The sequence below is a fragment of the Rhizobium favelukesii genome (assembly GCF_000577275.2).
Taxonomy (GTDB): domain Bacteria; phylum Pseudomonadota; class Alphaproteobacteria; order Rhizobiales; family Rhizobiaceae; genus Rhizobium; species Rhizobium favelukesii.
The window spans coordinates 849,481-866,038 of the sequence record NZ_HG916855.1; the positions used below are offsets into that span (position 1 = coordinate 849,481).

Consider the following 16,558-nt stretch of genomic DNA (forward strand, 5'->3'; position numbering starts at 1 on the left):
GTTCAAATCCGTTCGATGTGCACGGGGTATGTGCCGCGAACGAATAGAGGCTCGAAACCCCCGTCGAAACGGCCGAGACGGATCAGCCCGTCCCAGCGGTAATCGTCGTAGAACAGGGCGAGATTGCCCCATGGCTTGAAGTAGCAGAGGTCGCCGGGCCGCTCGTTTCCGAACGGACCGCTGCCTTCCTCGGTCAGCTTCCGCGGCGGATGGACGATCTTCTCGTTCCCCCCAAAATCCTCGATCCTGAGGTCCAGAGGAAGCATCGAGGCGAAGTCGCGCGCTGATGGATTGTCGTAAAGCGTGGCCGTCAGCGACAGGTCGTTGAAGGTCATTCTGATCTTGACGTCGGTCGGCTCCTGGCTGGCGGGATCGCGGCCGTCCTGTCCACGTACAGCAAAGGGGAAAGCCGCGGCTGCGAGAACCCCACCCACCATCCTTCGCCGGGTCATAGCCATGGTGTTCATCGACATGGTTCGTCCAGTCAAACTGGTTGCGCCGTGGGCCGGAATAGGATTTCGTTGATGTCGACATCGTCGGGCTCGTTCACTGCGAAAGCGACCGTCCGGGCGAACGTGTCTGCACCGACGGCGATCTTGCTCACGAATTCCTTTGTGCCCGCCTGGATGTCCTTCTCGCTAATATGCTCGAGAAGCTCGGTGCTGACCGCGCCGGGCGAGATGATGGTGGTGCGGATGTTGTAGGGCTTCACCTCCTTGCGCAGCCCTTCGGAGAGTGCGCGGACGGCGAACTTAGTGGCGCAGTAGACGGCGGCACCCGGATCGACGACATGGCCGTAGACCGAGGAAACGTTGATGATGTGTCCGGACTGCCGCGCCTTCATGTGCGGCAGTGCCGCGGCGATGCCATAAAGCACGCCCTTGATGTTGACGTCGATCATGCGATCCCACTCGTCCACCTTGAGACGTTCGAGCGGGGCAAGCGGCATCAGGCCCGCATTGTTCAGCATGACATCGATGCGGCCGAATTCGCTCACCGCCGTGTCCACCAGGTTGCTAACCTGCTGCCTGTCCGTGACATCTGTCTGGACCGCCCTGACCTTGTAGCCCTTTTTGGTGAGTTCGTCTGCCAGTGCATCGATGCGGTCACGCCGCCGGGCACCGAGCACCACGGTGGCACCTCGCTCGGCGAGATGGCGCGCCGTAGCTTCTCCAAGTCCACTGCTCGCCCCAGTAATGACGACGACTTTGTTTTCGATGCCTTGAGACATGATGTTCTCCTGTTTCGAGATTTTGGAAAAGGTTAAACGCGTCGGCTGGCGAGCGCTCCGAACGCGGCGGAGCCTGCAAGAAGGAGGGCGGCCAGAAGGAAAGCGCTCCACCAGCCTGCGATGTCGAAGAGAACGCCGCCTGCAAACGCTCCGCCTGCAATGGACAACTGAATCAGCGCGACCTGGACACCGCCGGCCGCTTCCAATTCACCGGGGACCAACCTCGCCATCCAGGTGTTCCAGGCCACCGGGGTCGGGGTCGAGAAGAATCCCCAGAGCACGAGAAGAACCGCGGTGGCCCACGGTGAAGACCCGAAGCAGATCAGCGCGAGAGCGATCAGAGCGACTGTGCCAGGCAGGCCAATAAGCGCGGCGGTCAGGTGTCGGCGCAGGACGAAACCGATCAGGGTAGTCCCGGCCAAACCGCCGAGTCCGACACCCAGTAGCATCAGCGAGAGCGTGTTGAGTTCCACCCCGGTGACACCCTCGAGAAACGGACGCAGATAGATCGAAAGCGCGTTCATCCCCATGAAGACAAGACCCGTCGCCGCCATACCGATCAGGAAGGCGCGGTTGCGCAAGAGGCGCAACATCCGGCCGACCGACACGGTTTCCGTCGCAAGCATCTTCGGCAGAACGGCAAATTGCCAGACCAGTGCGACGAGACCGATCGGAACCGTGATCAGGAAGGTGCTACGCCAGCCGATCAGCCCGCCGAGGAAGCTGCCGAGAGGAGCCGCGACAACGATGGCGAGCGCGGTGCCGCCCTGGAGCAGGGCGATGGCCTTTGGCAGGTCCGACTTGGAAGCCAAACGTGCGAGGATAGCTGTCGACAGCGACCAGAAACCGCCGATCGCGACGCCGACAAGCGCCCGACCCGCGAGAAAGACGGCGAAGTTGGGAGCGAGGGCGACTGTCAGACTGGAGAGGACCAGAACCCCGGTGTAGAGCAGGACGACTGCCTTCCTGTCCCATTTCGACAGACAGCCGTTGCCGAACAGGCTGGTGGCAACTGCGAAGATGCCTGAGATTGTAATCGCCAGCCCAGCCTGTCCTTCCGATACCGAGAGGTCTCGGGCGATGGGGGTCAGGAGGCTGACTGGCAGGAACTCCAGCCCAACCAGCAGGAAGGTCAGGAGCGACAGGCAGGTCACGGCAGCCCATGGCGTATCTGCGGCTTCCGTCGAGATTATGTCATTCGCTGTCAGCTCAACGACCATTACGGCTCTCCTTTGCGGTTGCAGCAATAAATAGCCAAACGGGGTTAGACAGACTAGAAGGTATAATCTGCATGTCTAGGTGAAAGAGATTCAACAATGAGGCGGGACGAGTTCACCGAGATGAGAGCGTTCTTGGAAGTTGCCAAGGAGCGGAGCTTCACGCGCGCTGCCGCCAAGCTTGGTGTCACACGCTCGGCCCTCAGTCACACAGTCAGCGCGCTGGAGGAGCGGCTGGGCATCCGGCTTCTTTCCCGCACCACGCGGGACGTGGCCCCCACCGCGGCCGGCGAACGTCTCATGGAGTGCATCCAGCCGCATTTCGAGAGTATCGCCGCAGGGATCAACGCGATCAGCGCATTGCGCGACAAGCCGTCCGGCGACGTACGCGTGGTCTGCCCCGACGATGCGGTCGAGCTCGTGTTCCGCCGTCGGCTCTCGGCATTCCTGCGGGACTTCCCAGACGTAACGGTGGAGATTATCGTCGACAATGGCTTCACCAACATTGTCGAGCGGCAGTTCGACGCTGGCGTCCGTCTTGGCGAGGCCGTTGCCCGAGATATGGTGGCGGTGCGCATAGGACCCGACGTGTCATATTCCGTCGTGGCCTCGCCCGACTATCTGGAGCGGCATGGGCCGCCGTCAATCCCGCAGGACCTGACAGGCCACAACTGCGTCAACCTTCGGCTTCCAACGTCCGGAGGGCTTTATGCCTGGGAATTCGAGCGGGACGGCCGTGAGTTCAGCGTGCGGGTGGAGGGCCAGCTCACCTTGAGCAACATCGCTCCGGCGATAGACGCTGCATTGGACGGTATCGGTCTTGCCTATGTGCCCACGGACCTCGTCGTGCGACATGTCGAGCGCGGGCGGTTGCGGCAGTTACTTTCGGACTGGTGTCCGACCTTCCAGGGCTATCATCTCTATTATCCGAGCCGGCGCAATCCTTCGCCAGCCTTCTCGGCGTTCGTCGACGCTTTCCGGCATAGACAGCGGAAATAGTGGCAGGCCCCACAGCCCCAATGTCTCCTATTGGCGCAAAGTCGCCGTCCTTCTCATGACCGCGTCTGGTCCGATGCCGTCCATCAGTTGTAATCGGGGAAGGTGACCGGCTTATCATCTGGCGCGTCCGCCCATGCGCCTCGTAGGTCACCGTACCGGACCCGATCCCCTTGATCATGCGACGGCACACCTCGGTCGTAGCCTTCTCTGCTGACATTCCGCTATCGCGCTGCAGTTCTGCCCTTGCTTGCTCGGTCAGCGCCGCCAGCCCGCGCTCGGAACACCCTTGAATAATTCGGGGGTGCGCTTCCGGCCGCTTACGAATTAGTGAAGCGTTGTGTTTCGAAGGTTTCTCTGTTCCACGGACCGCCATCGGCCCTAACTGGAGACGATATTGTAAGTGCAGTGGTGAAAGCCGTGACCAACTGAATTCGATACTGCATTCCGGCTGAAGTAAGCTCTGGCCCATTGAGAGGACCAGGGAATGAAGCGAAGCCGTTTCACAGACGAACAGATTATCGGCATTCTGAAGGAGCACGAGGCGGGCACGCCGGTCTCGCAAGCCCTGTATCACGCGGTCGCCGGCCCCACGTGCCCTCGGTGAAGCCGCGCATGGACATGTCTTCGATCATGCGCTCACGAAGCGCGCTGCCGGTCGGATGTGAAGGGGGGACGGTCATCGGAGGCTCTTCTCAAGCTGAAGGTTGACGCTTCATGCTCGGAGGCCGATGGCCGTCCGTCACCCCTAATCGATCAAAGCCTCAGCGATGCCGTCAATAACGCACACGCCTCAAGGCCCGAGCCCCTCCCGCGCGAGCGGGTTCGTTCCTTGGCCCCGAAGCGGACGTTCCCAAACCGTTGCCGATCGAACATACGGGAGAAGGTGTGCCACCATGGGAGGTCTTGCATCAACGCTGAAACCCGAACGTTCCGGCCATCGAATTTGCGGGCCCCGCCAGCCCGAGCTTCGGCCAGCGCCCGCCCCAATAGCAATTTTCAAGGTTCTAGCAGGCTGCTATAATTCCAGCGACCCTAGGCCATCAGTTATGGAGGGGGCGGCCATGAAAGTAGGATGGAGGGCGAACTGCCTGGTGATGCCGTCGGCGGCACTGGCCGTGCTGGCATTCACCGCAATGACTTCCGCCAGTCCGATGGACGAATTGGTGGCAGCCGCCAAGACTGAGGGCCAGCTCACCATTATCGCACTGCCTCGCGACTGGTGTGGATACGGCGGCATCATCGACGGTTTCAAGGCGAAATTCGGCCTGAAGATCAACGAACTTTTACCCGACGTGGGATCATCCACGGTGATTGACGCGATCAGGGAGCTGCGGGACAGAGCCGGCCCGCAAACGCCGGATGTGATCGACGTCGGCCTGTCTTTCGCGTCATCGGCGAAAAGGGACGGCCTCCTGCAGCCTTACAAGATGACGACGTGGGCCACCATTGCGCACGCCGCCAAGGATACGGACGGATATTGGTACGGCGCCTACTATGGGACGATCGCCTTCGAGGTGAATGCGGATATCATCACGAAGATGCCGACGGATTGGGCAGACCTTGCCTCGCCGGATTACAGAAATGCGGTCGGCCTCGCCGGCGATCTTGCGTCAAATCAGGCCATCCAGGGCGTCTTCGCCGCGGGCCTGTCGGCCGCAAAGGGCAATGTCGACCAGGCGGCCAATCAGGGTCTGAGGTTCTTTGCGGACCTCAACCGTAAAGGCAATTTCGTTCCTATCGTCGGCAATCTTGCTTCGCTTAGGGACGGACGGACGCCCATCCTCGTTCGCTGGGATTACCTGGCGCTTGGCGACCGCGAGCGGCTAAGGGGCAAAACCAGGATCGAGATCGTCAGGCCCAAGACCGGTGGCGTCGCGGGCGTCTATGTCCAGGCGATCAGCGCTTTCGCTTCGCACCCGAATGCCGCCCGTTTGTGGATGGAATACCTATATTCGGACGAGACGCAGCTCGCCTTCCTGAACGGCCACTGTCGTCCTATCCGCTTGGCGGACCTGGCACGCAGTGGGAAGGTGCCGGCCGAATTGGGGAAAAGGCTTGTGCAGTTCCACGATTATGGTGGCGATGTCGATCCTCTATTCCCGACTCTTGAGGAGCAGGAGAAGACAAGGGAGATCATCACCAAAGGGTGGGACGGCGTCGTCGGCGTGAAGATCCAATGTCTCCCGGACGACAGCCCTTCCGATGTCCCCATGGCTCTCAATAAAAGGACTGTCGGACAGTGCTCCATTCCGCAGTAGCCGAAGTGATTTGATCGCCGATTTTGCGCACGAAAACAATTCGATAAAGAGCAATGGCGGCTTTTGAGCGCATGGATTGGCCTGGTACCCAAACAGAACAGCGAGACCGGACCTGTCGGTTGCTCGCAGAAAGCAACTTCTAGTCAAAGTTTTAAACGATCGAGAAAACGAGGCGGTATTTTTACCCTAAGCTCTCTCAGGTGTTTGGCTGCAGGCTTTCATGCTGAATGAAAAGTGAATAAAAACACTAAGATGGCAGTTCGGACAGCAGTGCGATGCGAAAGTTGCTGCCGCGAAAACAGATCGAGAGTAACACCCTTGAGCATTTCAAGTGGACCGTCAGCACGTGCGGAAATGGCGATGCTCGGTGCTGCGCCAAAAAGGGTAAATCTACTAATCCGGCTCCGGCAGCCGGTTAAGAATTTCTCTCGTACGTTCGTTCGCACCGCGAAAGCAAAACAGTGAGGGATCAATGACCGCAGTTTCGAAACTCCAGTACGGCGACCGTTTCGGTGAAGAGGTGATCAAGATTGCACGGGGATCGCTCTCTGTCGCCTCGTCCTCGTCCGAGGCTGAGGTTGCCAGCGCAAAGTACTCACGCTGGTTCAATGGTGAGGACGCTACACCGGAGCCGATGGCGACATCGAGCCGGAAATTCCGCAAGATCACCGCAAACATGGCAGTTTCAGAGGTGGCTGCCGCAACCAAGGAAAACCTCTCCATTCTCGGAGACGATGCCAGTGATCTGTTCACGTCCAAACTTCCCGCCGGACACAAGATGCGCAGGACGGTGCGTCCGTCGCTCCTGCACGGATTTCCATATTTGGGGACCTGCAAGTTCGGTGAGGTCGTCACAGAACGCGGTCAGGACAAATATGCAGTGACACAGATGTTCATCGCCAACTTCGATGGCGATCTGGACACAGCGGATGGCGCGAATTTCTACAAGCCTGCTAGCCGCGATTTCGGCCAGATGTTCTATGGCGTGCATATCCTCGTCGACAGATTCGGCAATCCGCTTGGATTCGATCGTGATCGCGGCGAAAATGGCATTGCTTTCAAGACAAAGGACGTCACCAAGGCACTTTACAGCATCGCGTCGGCGAGCACCGGATTGTCGATCGAAGCCCTCCAGAAGAGAGCAGCGGCAAAGAAGACCGCCAGATAGGTTCCCCCTCCTATGCGTTCGTATTGCCTACTTGGCAGACGTTCGGCGATCCAGTTGGGTGGCAACCAGTTTCGCCACCAGATGCACCAGATTCTTGGCTTCGAGCTGCAACTTCAGTTTGTCGATACGGTGCTCGATGGTCCTCGGTGATAGGTTGAGAAATTCTGCAATTTCCTTCGCGGTTTGGCCTTCGATGAGCAGTTGAATGATGCCCTCATCCGTCATGTCGAACTTCATCTCCTGGCCCGGAGGGATAAAATACCTGCCTTCCGTCAGGCTGATGCACCATCCCGGCTTACCATTGCATTTCTGCGGCAATATCAGGCGTTCGTATCCGATGCGAACGCCGATCAGCTTGGTCTTCACAAGATCGATCGTCGGCCGCCGCAACTCCACGACGCGCGAGTAAGTCGGAATAATTGCATCATCGACGAATGACCGGTCAAGGTCGCGCAGGCGGGCATTCGGAAGCTGCCCTCTCAGCCGATCCAGCATCCGACTCTTGAACCCGAAATCCTGTATACGGCGAAAACGCCAGTCGTAGGGGTCGTCTGCATCGGTGCTAACGACTGCGATCGCCATCTTGATACTCAGGCTGGCCAGCACTCTGGAATACAGGCTTTCGGGACCGTCCATCTCATCTGACTGCAGCCATGCATCGATGAGTTCGTGAGAAATGGAATTAAACAAGCTCATGATTAGTCCACTTTGCAATGAAGTATCTATTTATTTCAAATACATCGCAAGGATATTACCAAACGGTTGTATCAAGTCAAAAATGCATTCCGTTATAAGTGTGGGCGTAAGACCGTGCGACCAAACGATCCCCGATGCTGCGGCCGCGGGAAAAAGCGACTTTTCGGTGCACACGCACCAGGCGCGTCCTCGCGGTCGCGGCCACGCAGTGCTCGCCGAAACGATGAATAGCGAGCATGTGATATGACCGCTTCGGGTCACGACTTGGCGTAGGGCAGTTCGGAAGGCAGAGAAGGGTCGATCTTTCCGGTTCCTATCCGTCGTGGAAGGGTGGAAATCGGACGTAGCTGGCTAGAACGCAGTCTGTTTGAACAGACGGATGCCATGGTTGTGCATCACATCCTCGACGTCGTTGAGGAGGGCGTCGTCCGTGCTGTCGCCAGCCTCCTGCTGCTGCCTAGCTTTGGCGACGAGCCGCGCCAACTGTTCGGCGAACCTGAACGGTCGGCGCTTCGGAGGCTCCTTGAGCGTCCAGAAATCATTTGCAGCGGCACTTGTCCGGTCTGATAGCTTCGTCCTGACGAAGCTGAATTTCTGGCCTGTACCGTTGAACTCGATCCTGCTGTATCGTGAAAACCACTCGCGAATGGCGTCGCGTTCAGGTTCATTACGGGCGAACTCGATGAGCTTGTTTGTGTAGTCGCCGCACTTATCGATGTGGTCGAGGATCGCTACCGCGACCTCGTGCATAAGCTCCCGGTCATCACCTGCCGTTTGGCGAGGCTTCTTGGATGCCGTTTTAGCTGCTTTTGATGCTGTCGATACGTATTTCTTTGCGAGGCCAGAAATCGCAAGATCACGCTTCTTGGCGGATAACGGCTTGAGGATGGGCCTTGAGTGATTCAGCCGCCTCATATCGAGAGGCTGCCCTGCTTATTGGCTGGCCATTAGAGGGGCACTGGCCCGCGAAGGCAAGAGCCGATATGGGTCGAAACGAGCCAGCGCCGACCGGGCTGCAGACAACAGCTCTTGGGCTCAAAGCGGAAGAATTCGCCCCTGACAAATGGGTCCCCAGCCAATTTTCGTGCGATCGTAGATTGCGACATCGGAGTAGCGCGAAGCTGCGGCTACCGGAGCGCCGCATCGCGAGCGACCGTGGATGCCACCTTTGTGCCCTGGCTTTGGGCCTCAGTCAATACGGGGGAGGAGCGGCAATTATTTCCGCTTTTGGCGATCCAACGCGGACGTTCGGAGCACTCTGCTCGACATCGCATCTGAGGTCCCAGAATTGACATCGGTTGGGAACAGGGGGGACGACTCAAAAAAGACGCGAGCTTGCCCAAGCACCAGCGGCATGGCGAATTCGCTGTGTACCGCGATCACCTTTCGGCCGAGCGTCGTCCCTCGTTTGGTTCGCGCTGCATTAGATGGACGACGCTGAATGCCAATTGCGCCTGGGTCAGGCTGGCAGGCAAGTCGCCCGACGACGACGGAGTGGCTCGAGATGCTGGTTCTGGAGCACCTCCGGAAGTTAGAACCTCCCGGCAATGCCAAGCGTTAATAGCATTCTGAGCCGGCCCAGGGCGGCTTGTTAGCTGGAAGCAGGCCTACCTATCTAACTGCCGTCGATCGCCTCGCCGATACGGGCGATCGCCTGCTGATAGACACTCGCGGAGTTCCAGCCAGCGATGGCGCCCATGTTGCCCTGATAGCCCCCGCCGGCCCGCCAGCCGTGCGCCCTGAGGAAGTTGGCCGTGGACATTAGCGCGGTACGCTTGTCGCGCATGTTCCTGCTGCCGACGCCGTATTTCAGGACGTTCCCCGGCAAGAACCCGGTCTGGCCGATCTCGCCGTGCATGGCGCCGACCGAGCCGGCACTCAGCGCGCCGCTGTCGACCAGCTTGAGCGCAGCTATCGCATGCGGCGCGAAGAATTGCGGGCGGCGGCAATCGTAGGCGAGCGTGACGATTGCCGAAACAGTGTTCTGGTTGCCCATGGAGGCGCCGTAGCCGGTCTCCATGCCCCAGATGGCGAGCAGCACCCCGGCGGGCACGCCGTAGTTACGCTCGATGTTGTCGAAGAGTGCTGCGTTTGCCCTCTTGAGCGAACGGCCCTTGGAAATAATCGCGGACCCACCGCGTCGTCTCATAAAGTCGCCGACCGAGCCACTGAAAGCCTTGTTGACGGAGCGGTCGGCCTGGATGGTTCCTACGGCATATTTCGCGCCTGCAAGCGCAGCAAGACCCTTCCCCTTGACGCCGGCGGCATTTGCCGTCTCGGCAAACTCTACTTTCCACTGTTCAAACCCGGCAGCACTTTTGCCGCATGAGGCCGCCTGAGCAACGCACGTTAGATGGCAAAAGGCGAGGGCGCCCGCCGCAGCAATCAACTTTCCTTTCGCAAAGAATACCATGTCGCTCTCCAAATGTGCCTGAACCATCATGTATTCGGCCGCATGGCGTCACTCCTTCACTTGCTGAAAGCCTAAATGGTTGCTTTCGCTCGCTCGAGAAATGAGACCAAATCAATAATGGCGATTGTGCGAAATAAAGCCAGTCACGGCGATTGGACCATAGACAACTGGAGGACGCAGAATGACCGCTCAAGGGTCGGATCGCGACCTAGAGGCCCGTGGAGAGGGGTTTCGATGTTCCGGGATGAAGTCAGCGAACGCGCCCCCCAACGGGCGGCATGGCCAACGTGCTGCCGTTCGGAGGCTGTCCGGCGTGTCGCCCGAAAGAAGGCCCCGCCCGAGTGCGTCCCTGCTTTGCCGGGTATCGTTCTGAGAATCGGATTGCCCACGTGCTTCGCGACCTCAAATCCGAACGAAACAATTTCAGTGAGTTAACTGTTACACAGGTCCACCAGTTGACACATGGTTGCATTGTCCAAATTGCGGAATGCAGAAGCGCACAGAGGGTAAGATGGCATGGAATACCGCTAATTCGGATCACGCGATTGATCGCGCGTCCGTGACGTTTCTATATGCATCATTACCGGAGAAGGCGCTCAGGCATTGGGCTGCCGCAAAAGCGTAACACCCGCCGTCCTGACGACCGGAATGGGTCGAACTTGTGTAAAAACGCCGCGCCTGGCTCCAATCTGATCCGTGGATCGTGTACTGTGACGAGACGTCGGGATCGGAGATCAGCGGATATGGGCGAGGAGGGCTTGGCTGAAATCTCAGCCCGATATATTCGCTTCGCCGATACGGAGGCTCACGGTCGGTCGCCGCTATACGAGGAGTTGGCTCGTGCGGTCGCTGGGGACCGGGAAACACTCGGCTTCCTGTCGACCCTCCCGGACGTGAAGCGGCAACCGAACCTTCTGCTCGCCGCGGTGCGTCACCTGTTCGGCACGCCGACAGGATGGAACGAGTTTCGTCAGGCGCTTCAGGCTAATGCCGACGCTATCCGCTCACTAATGCTCGAGCGCTCGACGCAAACCAACGAGCCGGGAAGGTGCGCCACATTACTCCCCGTACTGGCGCGCTTGCCGCAGCCGCTGGCCCTCCTGGAGGTCGGGACTTCCGCAGGCCTCTGCCTCATGCCCGACCTCTACAGCTACGATTACGGGCGCAAGGCGATCCGCGCACCCGCGATGGCCGCGGAGCCGCCTGTCTTCCGATGTTCCGCCAGTGAGACAACGCCGATGCCTGCGGCCGCACCGCAGGTCGTCTGGCGGGCAGGACTCGACCTGAGCCCGATCGATGCTTCGGACCCCTCGCAAGTCGCATGGCTTGAGACGCTGGTCTGGCCAGAGCAGACGGCGCGGCTCGCCAATCTGCGGGCGGCCGTAAAAATCGCTGCCACGGTCAAGCCCCGAGTGCTGAAGGGCGACCTGCGCGGCAGCGACCTAGTGCGGCTCTGCAGCGAAGCTCCAAAGGATGCTACCCTCGTCGTCTTTCACACAGCCGTCCTCGACTATGTTTCCGACCCCGCAGACAGAGAGGCTTTCGCTGAGCAGGTGATGCGTCTCTCTCCCTATTGGGTATCGAACGAGTTCCCTCGCGTATTCCCGTGCATCGCCACGTGCGCCGGAAAAAGCCGGCCGCCAGGCCGCTTTCTCCTATCTGTGAACGGCTCCCCTGTCGCTTGGACCGACCCGCATGGCGCCTCGCTCGAATGGATCGCGGACGCGGCGTAGGCGGCTGGCAATGACAACGTCTCCAAACCGCTCGCCAGAGGTCAGCTATACGTTCCGACTCGAGCCGTTGCGCGAAGGGCAGCTTTGAGGGAGCGCCATGAAGGTCGCCTTATGGCGCGTCCCGCTGGTTCAGGCACCTGAGCCGCAGAACGGCCGAAATGAGCGTCGAAGGACTGCGTGGGGTGGGAGGCGGCCGTTGCCGCGAGGGCGAAGGTTCGGCCGTATTGCGCGCAATGCGGTCGCTGGAGGTCCCGACATCGATACGGCCAATCGATCCGCCGAAACTGCTCAGACCGCTCGAACTTCGGCGAGCCGCTTGACGGCGTACTCGTCCTGCCAGCAGACGGCGGCTTCCCATGCGGCTGACGCTTGCGCGGCGATGTCGTGCGCGCCGTCGTCGAGACCGGCAGCGTTGCCGGGCAGCACCAGGTCGAGGTCGGGAACGTCGACATTGCTTCAGGAGATCGCAAGCGCGGAGCTTGCTGTCGATGGCGAGATTGAAGAGCGCCAACTCTCGGATCGCCCCGCTCATTTCAAGCCGAACCCGGATCGTCCACACGTTTTTTGGCTGAAGCGGTCGCTTTTGACCGACGAGAACCTTTGTTCCATGGATATCGGGACGCAATACGGCGGTGTCCATGACAGAACCTCCGCCACACCTCCACCTCGTCGCCCGTGATGGGCGGACGAACGATATCATGGTTTGTCGCTACACGGCCCTAAGCGGACTTCGGCTGCAACAAAAGTGCATCGAAAATTTCCCCTTTCGCAACGCTTGCAAACGAGCAAAGCCGGGATTAGATCGAGAATATGTACAGTTAAACTGTATATATTCTTGTGACAGAATTTCAGGCAAAGGATCAGTCATGTCCGCTGACAACAAGGAAGTGGTTCGCCGCTTTAAAATCGAGGTCATTCAAAACGGGAATGAGGACGAATTCCACGCGTTGATGGCTTCGGACTTCGTGAACCATGCCGCTCCGTCGGGAATGCCGAACGGCCCGCAAAGCATGTGGAACACTTTCCAGAACATCCTTCGCCCCGCCCTGTCCGACATGAAGGTGACGATCCATGATCAGATCGCCGAGGGAGACAGGGTGACGACCCGCAAAACAATCAGCGGCATTCATTCGGGCACATTGATGGGAATTCGAGCGACGGGGAAGGATGTCGCCATCAGCGTCATCGACATCGTGCGGGTTCAGGAGGGCAAGTATGCAGAGCACTGGGGCTTGAACAGCTTGTCGAATGTCCTTGCTGCATTGGCGAAGGTGTAGTGTCGGCGCTATGCCAGTCGCTCGATGACGGCGATTGCGGCCCGGAGAATTTGCCGATCCCGATCGGATAGCCTTTCTTCAATCAAGTCCGCAATCTTTGAGGCCCTTGCTTCCCTCCATCGGGACAGTGACTCCTGGCCCTTCTCGGTAAGGGACAGGAGCTGGCTGCGCCCGTCCGCAGGATTTGGCAATCTACCGACGAGCCCGTCCATTTCCAGTTGGCCGACGACCAGACGCATGCTCTGGTGTCTGACATTGCGGAGGCCTGCCAGTTCGGCGACACTCAAGGGACCATTCCTGTCCAGAAGGGAGAGCGTCTCCGACTGTGATGTCGTGGGCGTATCTGCTTGGGATCGGATGCCACGGACAAATTTCCCGAGCGTGCGACGGAGGTTTTCGGCAAGAGCCAACGCATCTTCTTGTCCAGAACTGGCTTGATCACCTGCCATCTGTCGTTCGTGCCCATGTTGGAGAGTGCGATTCACCTAACCTATACACCGACGCTGACATTCAGCGAAATGCCCGAGCCGAAATGACTGCAATTGGCGCGAAGCGGAAGAACGAATAACCGCAGTCACGATAATCGGGTCCCAGCCACTTTTCGCGCGGCTACGAACTTTGTTTTAGATTGGAGGGAATCGCTGGCAAGCTTGCTTCAACAAGCCGGTAAGTCGCTGTAAAGTTTAGGATTTTTGGTAGGCAGTTTCTTCTTCAAAGGAGGGGGCCGCACGCATAAAATCCGACTACCTAGGGACTCTTGATTCTCACATGATTTCGATGGCTTATGGAAATCGCCTTGAAATTCCCTTTGTTTTTCCATCGCGAGCGACCGTGGATGCCACCTTTGTGCCCTGGCTTTGGGCCTCAGTCAACATGTGCGTAGGGCGGCAATAATTTCCGCTTTTGGCTCCATGCACGAACCCGCTTCGCGGGAGGGCGTGCGCGGTGAGGTTGGTGTGATTATCTGAAGTTCTGGGCAGGCTGTTGGTGTTGCCTGACCATTGAGTTCCCTTCAACGAGAGGAACGTTCAATGGCCAGCTTCTCCAATGATGCCCCGACCACCCCGCTTCGCCAGCGCATGCAGGAAGACATGGTGATGCGAGGGTTGGGATCCCACACTCAGCAGGACTACATCCGTCATGTCCGGCGCTTCGCCACGTTTCTTGGGCGTACCCCTGACACCGCAATGGTCGAGGACATACGACATTTCCAGTTGTATCAGCATGAGAACGGTGTGGGTCCGGCCACGATCAACGGCACGGTTTCGGCGCTACGCTTTCTGTTTGCGGTGACGCTAAAGCGGCGGGATCTGGCGCGAGCGCTGGTGATAACCCGCAATCCACGCAAGCTACCCGATGTGCTGAGCATGGAGGAAGCTGCGCGGTTGCTCGAGGCGGCGCCAGGCATCAAATACAAAGCGGCGCTTGGCGTGGCCTATGGCGCGGGCTTGCGCGTCTCCGAGGTCGCGCATCTCAAGGTCGATGACATCGACTCGACGCGCATGCTGATCCGCGTTGAACAAGGCAAGGGACGCAAGGATCGCAATGCCCTGCTTTCTCCGCAACTCCTTGAACTGCTGCGACTGTGGTGGCGCGAAGGAAAGCGGCGCGGCGTGATGCTGCCTCATGGCTGGCTGTTTCCGGGGCGCAGTCGCACCGACCCGATCTCGTCGCGGCAACTGCATCGCGCGGTTCAGGAAGCTGCGGAGGTCGCCGGCATCCACAAGCGCGTCAGCCCGCATACCCTACGGCACAGCTTTGCCACCCACCTTCTGGAGGATGGCACCGATATCCGCGTCATCCAGGTTCTGCTCGGACATAGCAAGCTGGAGACGACCGCGCTCTATGCGAAGGTCTCCACCCGGACTATTCACGCGGTCGCAGGGCCCCTCGACCGGCTGATGGCGCTGATGGAAGGCAAAACGCCCGACGGCTGAGCCATGCGCACCTCGATTGAGGTCGCCGATATCTTCCGTGTTGCCGGGCCGACCTATCGGAAAGCCCATGGGGGACACCTCAGCTTGGCCCAGTTCAAAGTGATGTCGGCGGTCGAGCACTGCCGCACCGCTGCATTGGGCGGCCATGTCGAGGCCTGCGAGGATTGCGGAGAGTGGCGCATTGCCTACAATTCCTGCCGGAACCGGCATTGCCCGAAGTGCCAGGGCGCCGCCGCACGCACATGGCTCGCCGAGCGCGAGGCTGATCTCTTGCCGGTCGGATACTTCCATGTCGTCTTCACGCTGCCTGCCGAGATCGCCGCGATCGCCTTCTACAACAAGGCGCTCGTCTACGACCTTCTGTTCAAGGCCGCATCGGAAACGATGCTGACAATCGCCGCCGATCCGAAGCATCTCGGCGCGCGCATCGGCATGACCGCCGTGCTGCACACATGGGGATCGGCCATGACCCATCATCCCCATGTTCACATGATCGTGCCAAGCGGCGGCATCTCCCTTGATGGGTCACGCTGGATATCGTCACGTCCTGCATTCCTCTTGCCGGTGCGTGTGCTAGGCAAGCTCTTCCGGCGCTTGTTCCTCACGAGACTGCTCCAACTCCACGATGCCGGGCGGCTCGCCTTCTTCGGTTCGGCTGCGCATCTCACTGACCGCCGGGCATTCGTACGGTACCTGTCGCCGGTGCGAAAGAAGCGTTGGGTCGTTTATGCCAAGCCGCCCTTCGCGGGACCTGAGGCGGTTCTTGCCTATCTGTCACGATATACGCACCGGGTGGCCATCTCGAACAGTCGTCTGATCTCGTTCGACGAGACCGGTGTCACCTTCCGCTACAAGGACTACCGCCGCGACGGCCGCGACCGGCAGCAAATCATGACGCTCGCGACCGTCGAGTTCATTCGCCGCTTCCTGCTCCATGTCCTGCCGCGCGGGTTCCACCGCATCCGGCATTACGGTCTGCTCGCCGGCAGCTCCCGAAAGATCAGCATCGCTCGCGCCCGCGAACTCCTGAACGCTGTCCCGCCGCCCGCTGACGACGCAACCGATGAGCCGAACGATATCCGCCCGCCATGCCCATGCTGCGGCGGACGTATGATCGTCGTCAAGGTGTTCGAACGCTGGCGGCAACCGCGCGGACCGCCAGATAAGGCAACAACGAACCGGGAGAGTGCGTCATGACCCGGCATGGCAGATCCATTCATATGGTCCACTCAAAACAGAGCCGGCCAACGGGAGGGCCTGCGCCAGTCCGAATGGCGCTGGCTTCCAACCGGCCAAACGCTCTCCCAATCACCACGAAACTCTCGGCCGTCACACCCGAAAACACCAATCTTCACCCGCTGGGACCGACAAGCGACGCTGCGAGCAGCGGCCCGCCGGAAGATCCGATACACAAAACCCCATAGCTCACGGAATGCCGACCGCGGGTTCCTGCATGAGAGGCTTTCGTACGCCTGACGGCACCCGAAACCCTTCACCGAAGCGGTCGCGTCTGTCTGGCAGCCGACCGTCTGCATTGGGGAACGCGGTCAGGTCTCGATTTAAGGGAACATGCACTCACGAAATCTGCAGTTGTAGAGAGATCGCGTTGTCCAGACGGGCGGACGGCCC

At 59.5% G+C, this 16,558-nt stretch carries 14 protein-coding genes and 1 pseudogene; 7 read left to right on the forward strand and 8 right to left on the reverse strand.

Annotation, left to right across the window (positions count from 1 at the left end; genetic code table 11):
* Nucleotides 1-2 precede the first annotated feature (2 nt).
* From LPU83_RS67560 to LPU83_RS67570, 3 genes are read right to left on the reverse strand one after another with little or no spacing between them, the layout of a single operon-like run.
* On the reverse strand, nt 3-473 hold the full coding sequence (locus LPU83_RS67560; protein WP_024318536.1) for a cyclophilin-like fold protein: 471 nt from the start codon (nt 471-473) through the stop codon (nt 3-5).
* A gap of 11 nt (nt 474-484) precedes the next feature.
* Nucleotides 485-1,231 (reverse strand): SDR family oxidoreductase, encoded by a 747-nt coding sequence (locus LPU83_RS67565; RefSeq protein ID WP_024318537.1) that lies wholly within the window; start codon nt 1,229-1,231, stop codon nt 485-487.
* A 32-nt stretch (nt 1,232-1,263) separates the two neighbouring features.
* Nucleotides 1,264-2,451, reverse strand: coding sequence for an MFS transporter (locus LPU83_RS67570; RefSeq protein WP_024318538.1), 1,188 nt, complete (start codon nt 2,449-2,451; stop codon nt 1,264-1,266).
* A gap of 96 nt (nt 2,452-2,547) precedes the next feature.
* On the opposite strand from LPU83_RS67570, the gene LPU83_RS67575 reads away from it, so the two are divergent.
* The 3 genes from LPU83_RS67575 to LPU83_RS67585 all read left to right on the forward strand — a co-directional run bounded on the left by LPU83_RS67575 (nt 2,548) and on the right by LPU83_RS67585 (nt 6,873).
* Entirely contained in the window at nt 2,548-3,447 is a 900-nt protein-coding gene (locus LPU83_RS67575; RefSeq protein WP_024318539.1) for a LysR family transcriptional regulator, read from the forward strand.
* A gap of 1,061 nt (nt 3,448-4,508) precedes the next feature.
* Nucleotides 4,509-5,705 (forward strand): ABC transporter substrate-binding protein, encoded by a 1,197-nt coding sequence (locus LPU83_RS67580; protein WP_024318541.1) that lies wholly within the window; start codon nt 4,509-4,511, stop codon nt 5,703-5,705.
* A 472-nt stretch (nt 5,706-6,177) separates the two neighbouring features.
* Complete coding sequence (locus LPU83_RS67585) at nt 6,178-6,873, forward strand: DUF6656 family protein (protein ID WP_024318542.1); 696 nt, start codon at nt 6,178-6,180, stop codon at nt 6,871-6,873.
* A 27-nt stretch (nt 6,874-6,900) separates the two neighbouring features.
* Here LPU83_RS67585 and LPU83_RS67590 read toward each other — a convergent pair whose 3' ends face one another.
* The 3 genes from LPU83_RS67590 to LPU83_RS67600 all read right to left on the reverse strand — a co-directional run bounded on the left by LPU83_RS67590 (nt 6,901) and on the right by LPU83_RS67600 (nt 9,982).
* A complete protein-coding gene (locus LPU83_RS67590) occupies nt 6,901-7,569 on the reverse strand; it encodes a LuxR C-terminal-related transcriptional regulator (RefSeq protein ID WP_024318543.1) in 669 nt (222 codons plus the stop codon).
* Nucleotides 7,570-7,920: 351 nt separating this feature from the next.
* The gene (locus LPU83_RS67595; protein WP_141652618.1) at nt 7,921-8,319 is read right to left on the reverse strand and encodes a hypothetical protein; all 399 of its coding nucleotides are present in this window, start codon (nt 8,317-8,319) and stop codon (nt 7,921-7,923) included.
* A gap of 865 nt (nt 8,320-9,184) precedes the next feature.
* Nucleotides 9,185-9,982 (reverse strand): lytic murein transglycosylase, encoded by a 798-nt coding sequence (locus LPU83_RS67600; protein WP_024318545.1) that lies wholly within the window; start codon nt 9,980-9,982, stop codon nt 9,185-9,187.
* Between the two features lie 758 nt (nt 9,983-10,740).
* Between LPU83_RS67600 and LPU83_RS67605 the strand changes: the two genes are divergently transcribed.
* Nucleotides 10,741-11,715, forward strand: a complete 975-nt coding sequence (locus LPU83_RS67605) for a DUF2332 domain-containing protein (protein ID WP_258579877.1) — start codon at nt 10,741-10,743, stop codon at nt 11,713-11,715.
* A gap of 288 nt (nt 11,716-12,003) precedes the next feature.
* Here the strand turns inward: LPU83_RS67605 and LPU83_RS67610 are convergent.
* Nucleotides 12,004-12,171, reverse strand: a pseudogene (locus LPU83_RS67610) (aminoglycoside phosphotransferase); the annotation flags it as partial.
* 410 nt (nt 12,172-12,581) lie between these two features.
* Here LPU83_RS67610 and LPU83_RS67620 point away from each other — a divergent pair.
* A complete protein-coding gene (locus LPU83_RS67620; RefSeq protein WP_024319267.1) occupies nt 12,582-12,992 on the forward strand; it encodes an ester cyclase in 411 nt (136 codons plus the stop codon).
* Between the two features lie 8 nt (nt 12,993-13,000).
* Here the strand turns inward: LPU83_RS67620 and LPU83_RS67625 are convergent, their stop codons facing one another.
* The gene (locus LPU83_RS67625) at nt 13,001-13,441 is read right to left on the reverse strand and encodes a MarR family winged helix-turn-helix transcriptional regulator (protein ID WP_024319266.1); all 441 of its coding nucleotides are present in this window, start codon (nt 13,439-13,441) and stop codon (nt 13,001-13,003) included.
* 582 nt (nt 13,442-14,023) lie between these two features.
* On the opposite strand from LPU83_RS67625, the gene LPU83_RS67630 reads away from it, so the two are divergent.
* Together LPU83_RS67630 and LPU83_RS67635 are read left to right on the forward strand one after the other, a co-directional pair.
* Nucleotides 14,024-14,929, forward strand: coding sequence for a tyrosine-type recombinase/integrase (locus LPU83_RS67630; RefSeq protein WP_040680778.1), 906 nt, complete (start codon nt 14,024-14,026; stop codon nt 14,927-14,929).
* A gap of 3 nt (nt 14,930-14,932) precedes the next feature.
* The gene (locus LPU83_RS67635; protein ID WP_040680937.1) at nt 14,933-16,126 is read left to right on the forward strand and encodes an IS91 family transposase; all 1,194 of its coding nucleotides are present in this window, start codon (nt 14,933-14,935) and stop codon (nt 16,124-16,126) included.
* The last annotated feature ends 432 nt before the right edge of the window (nt 16,127-16,558 follow it).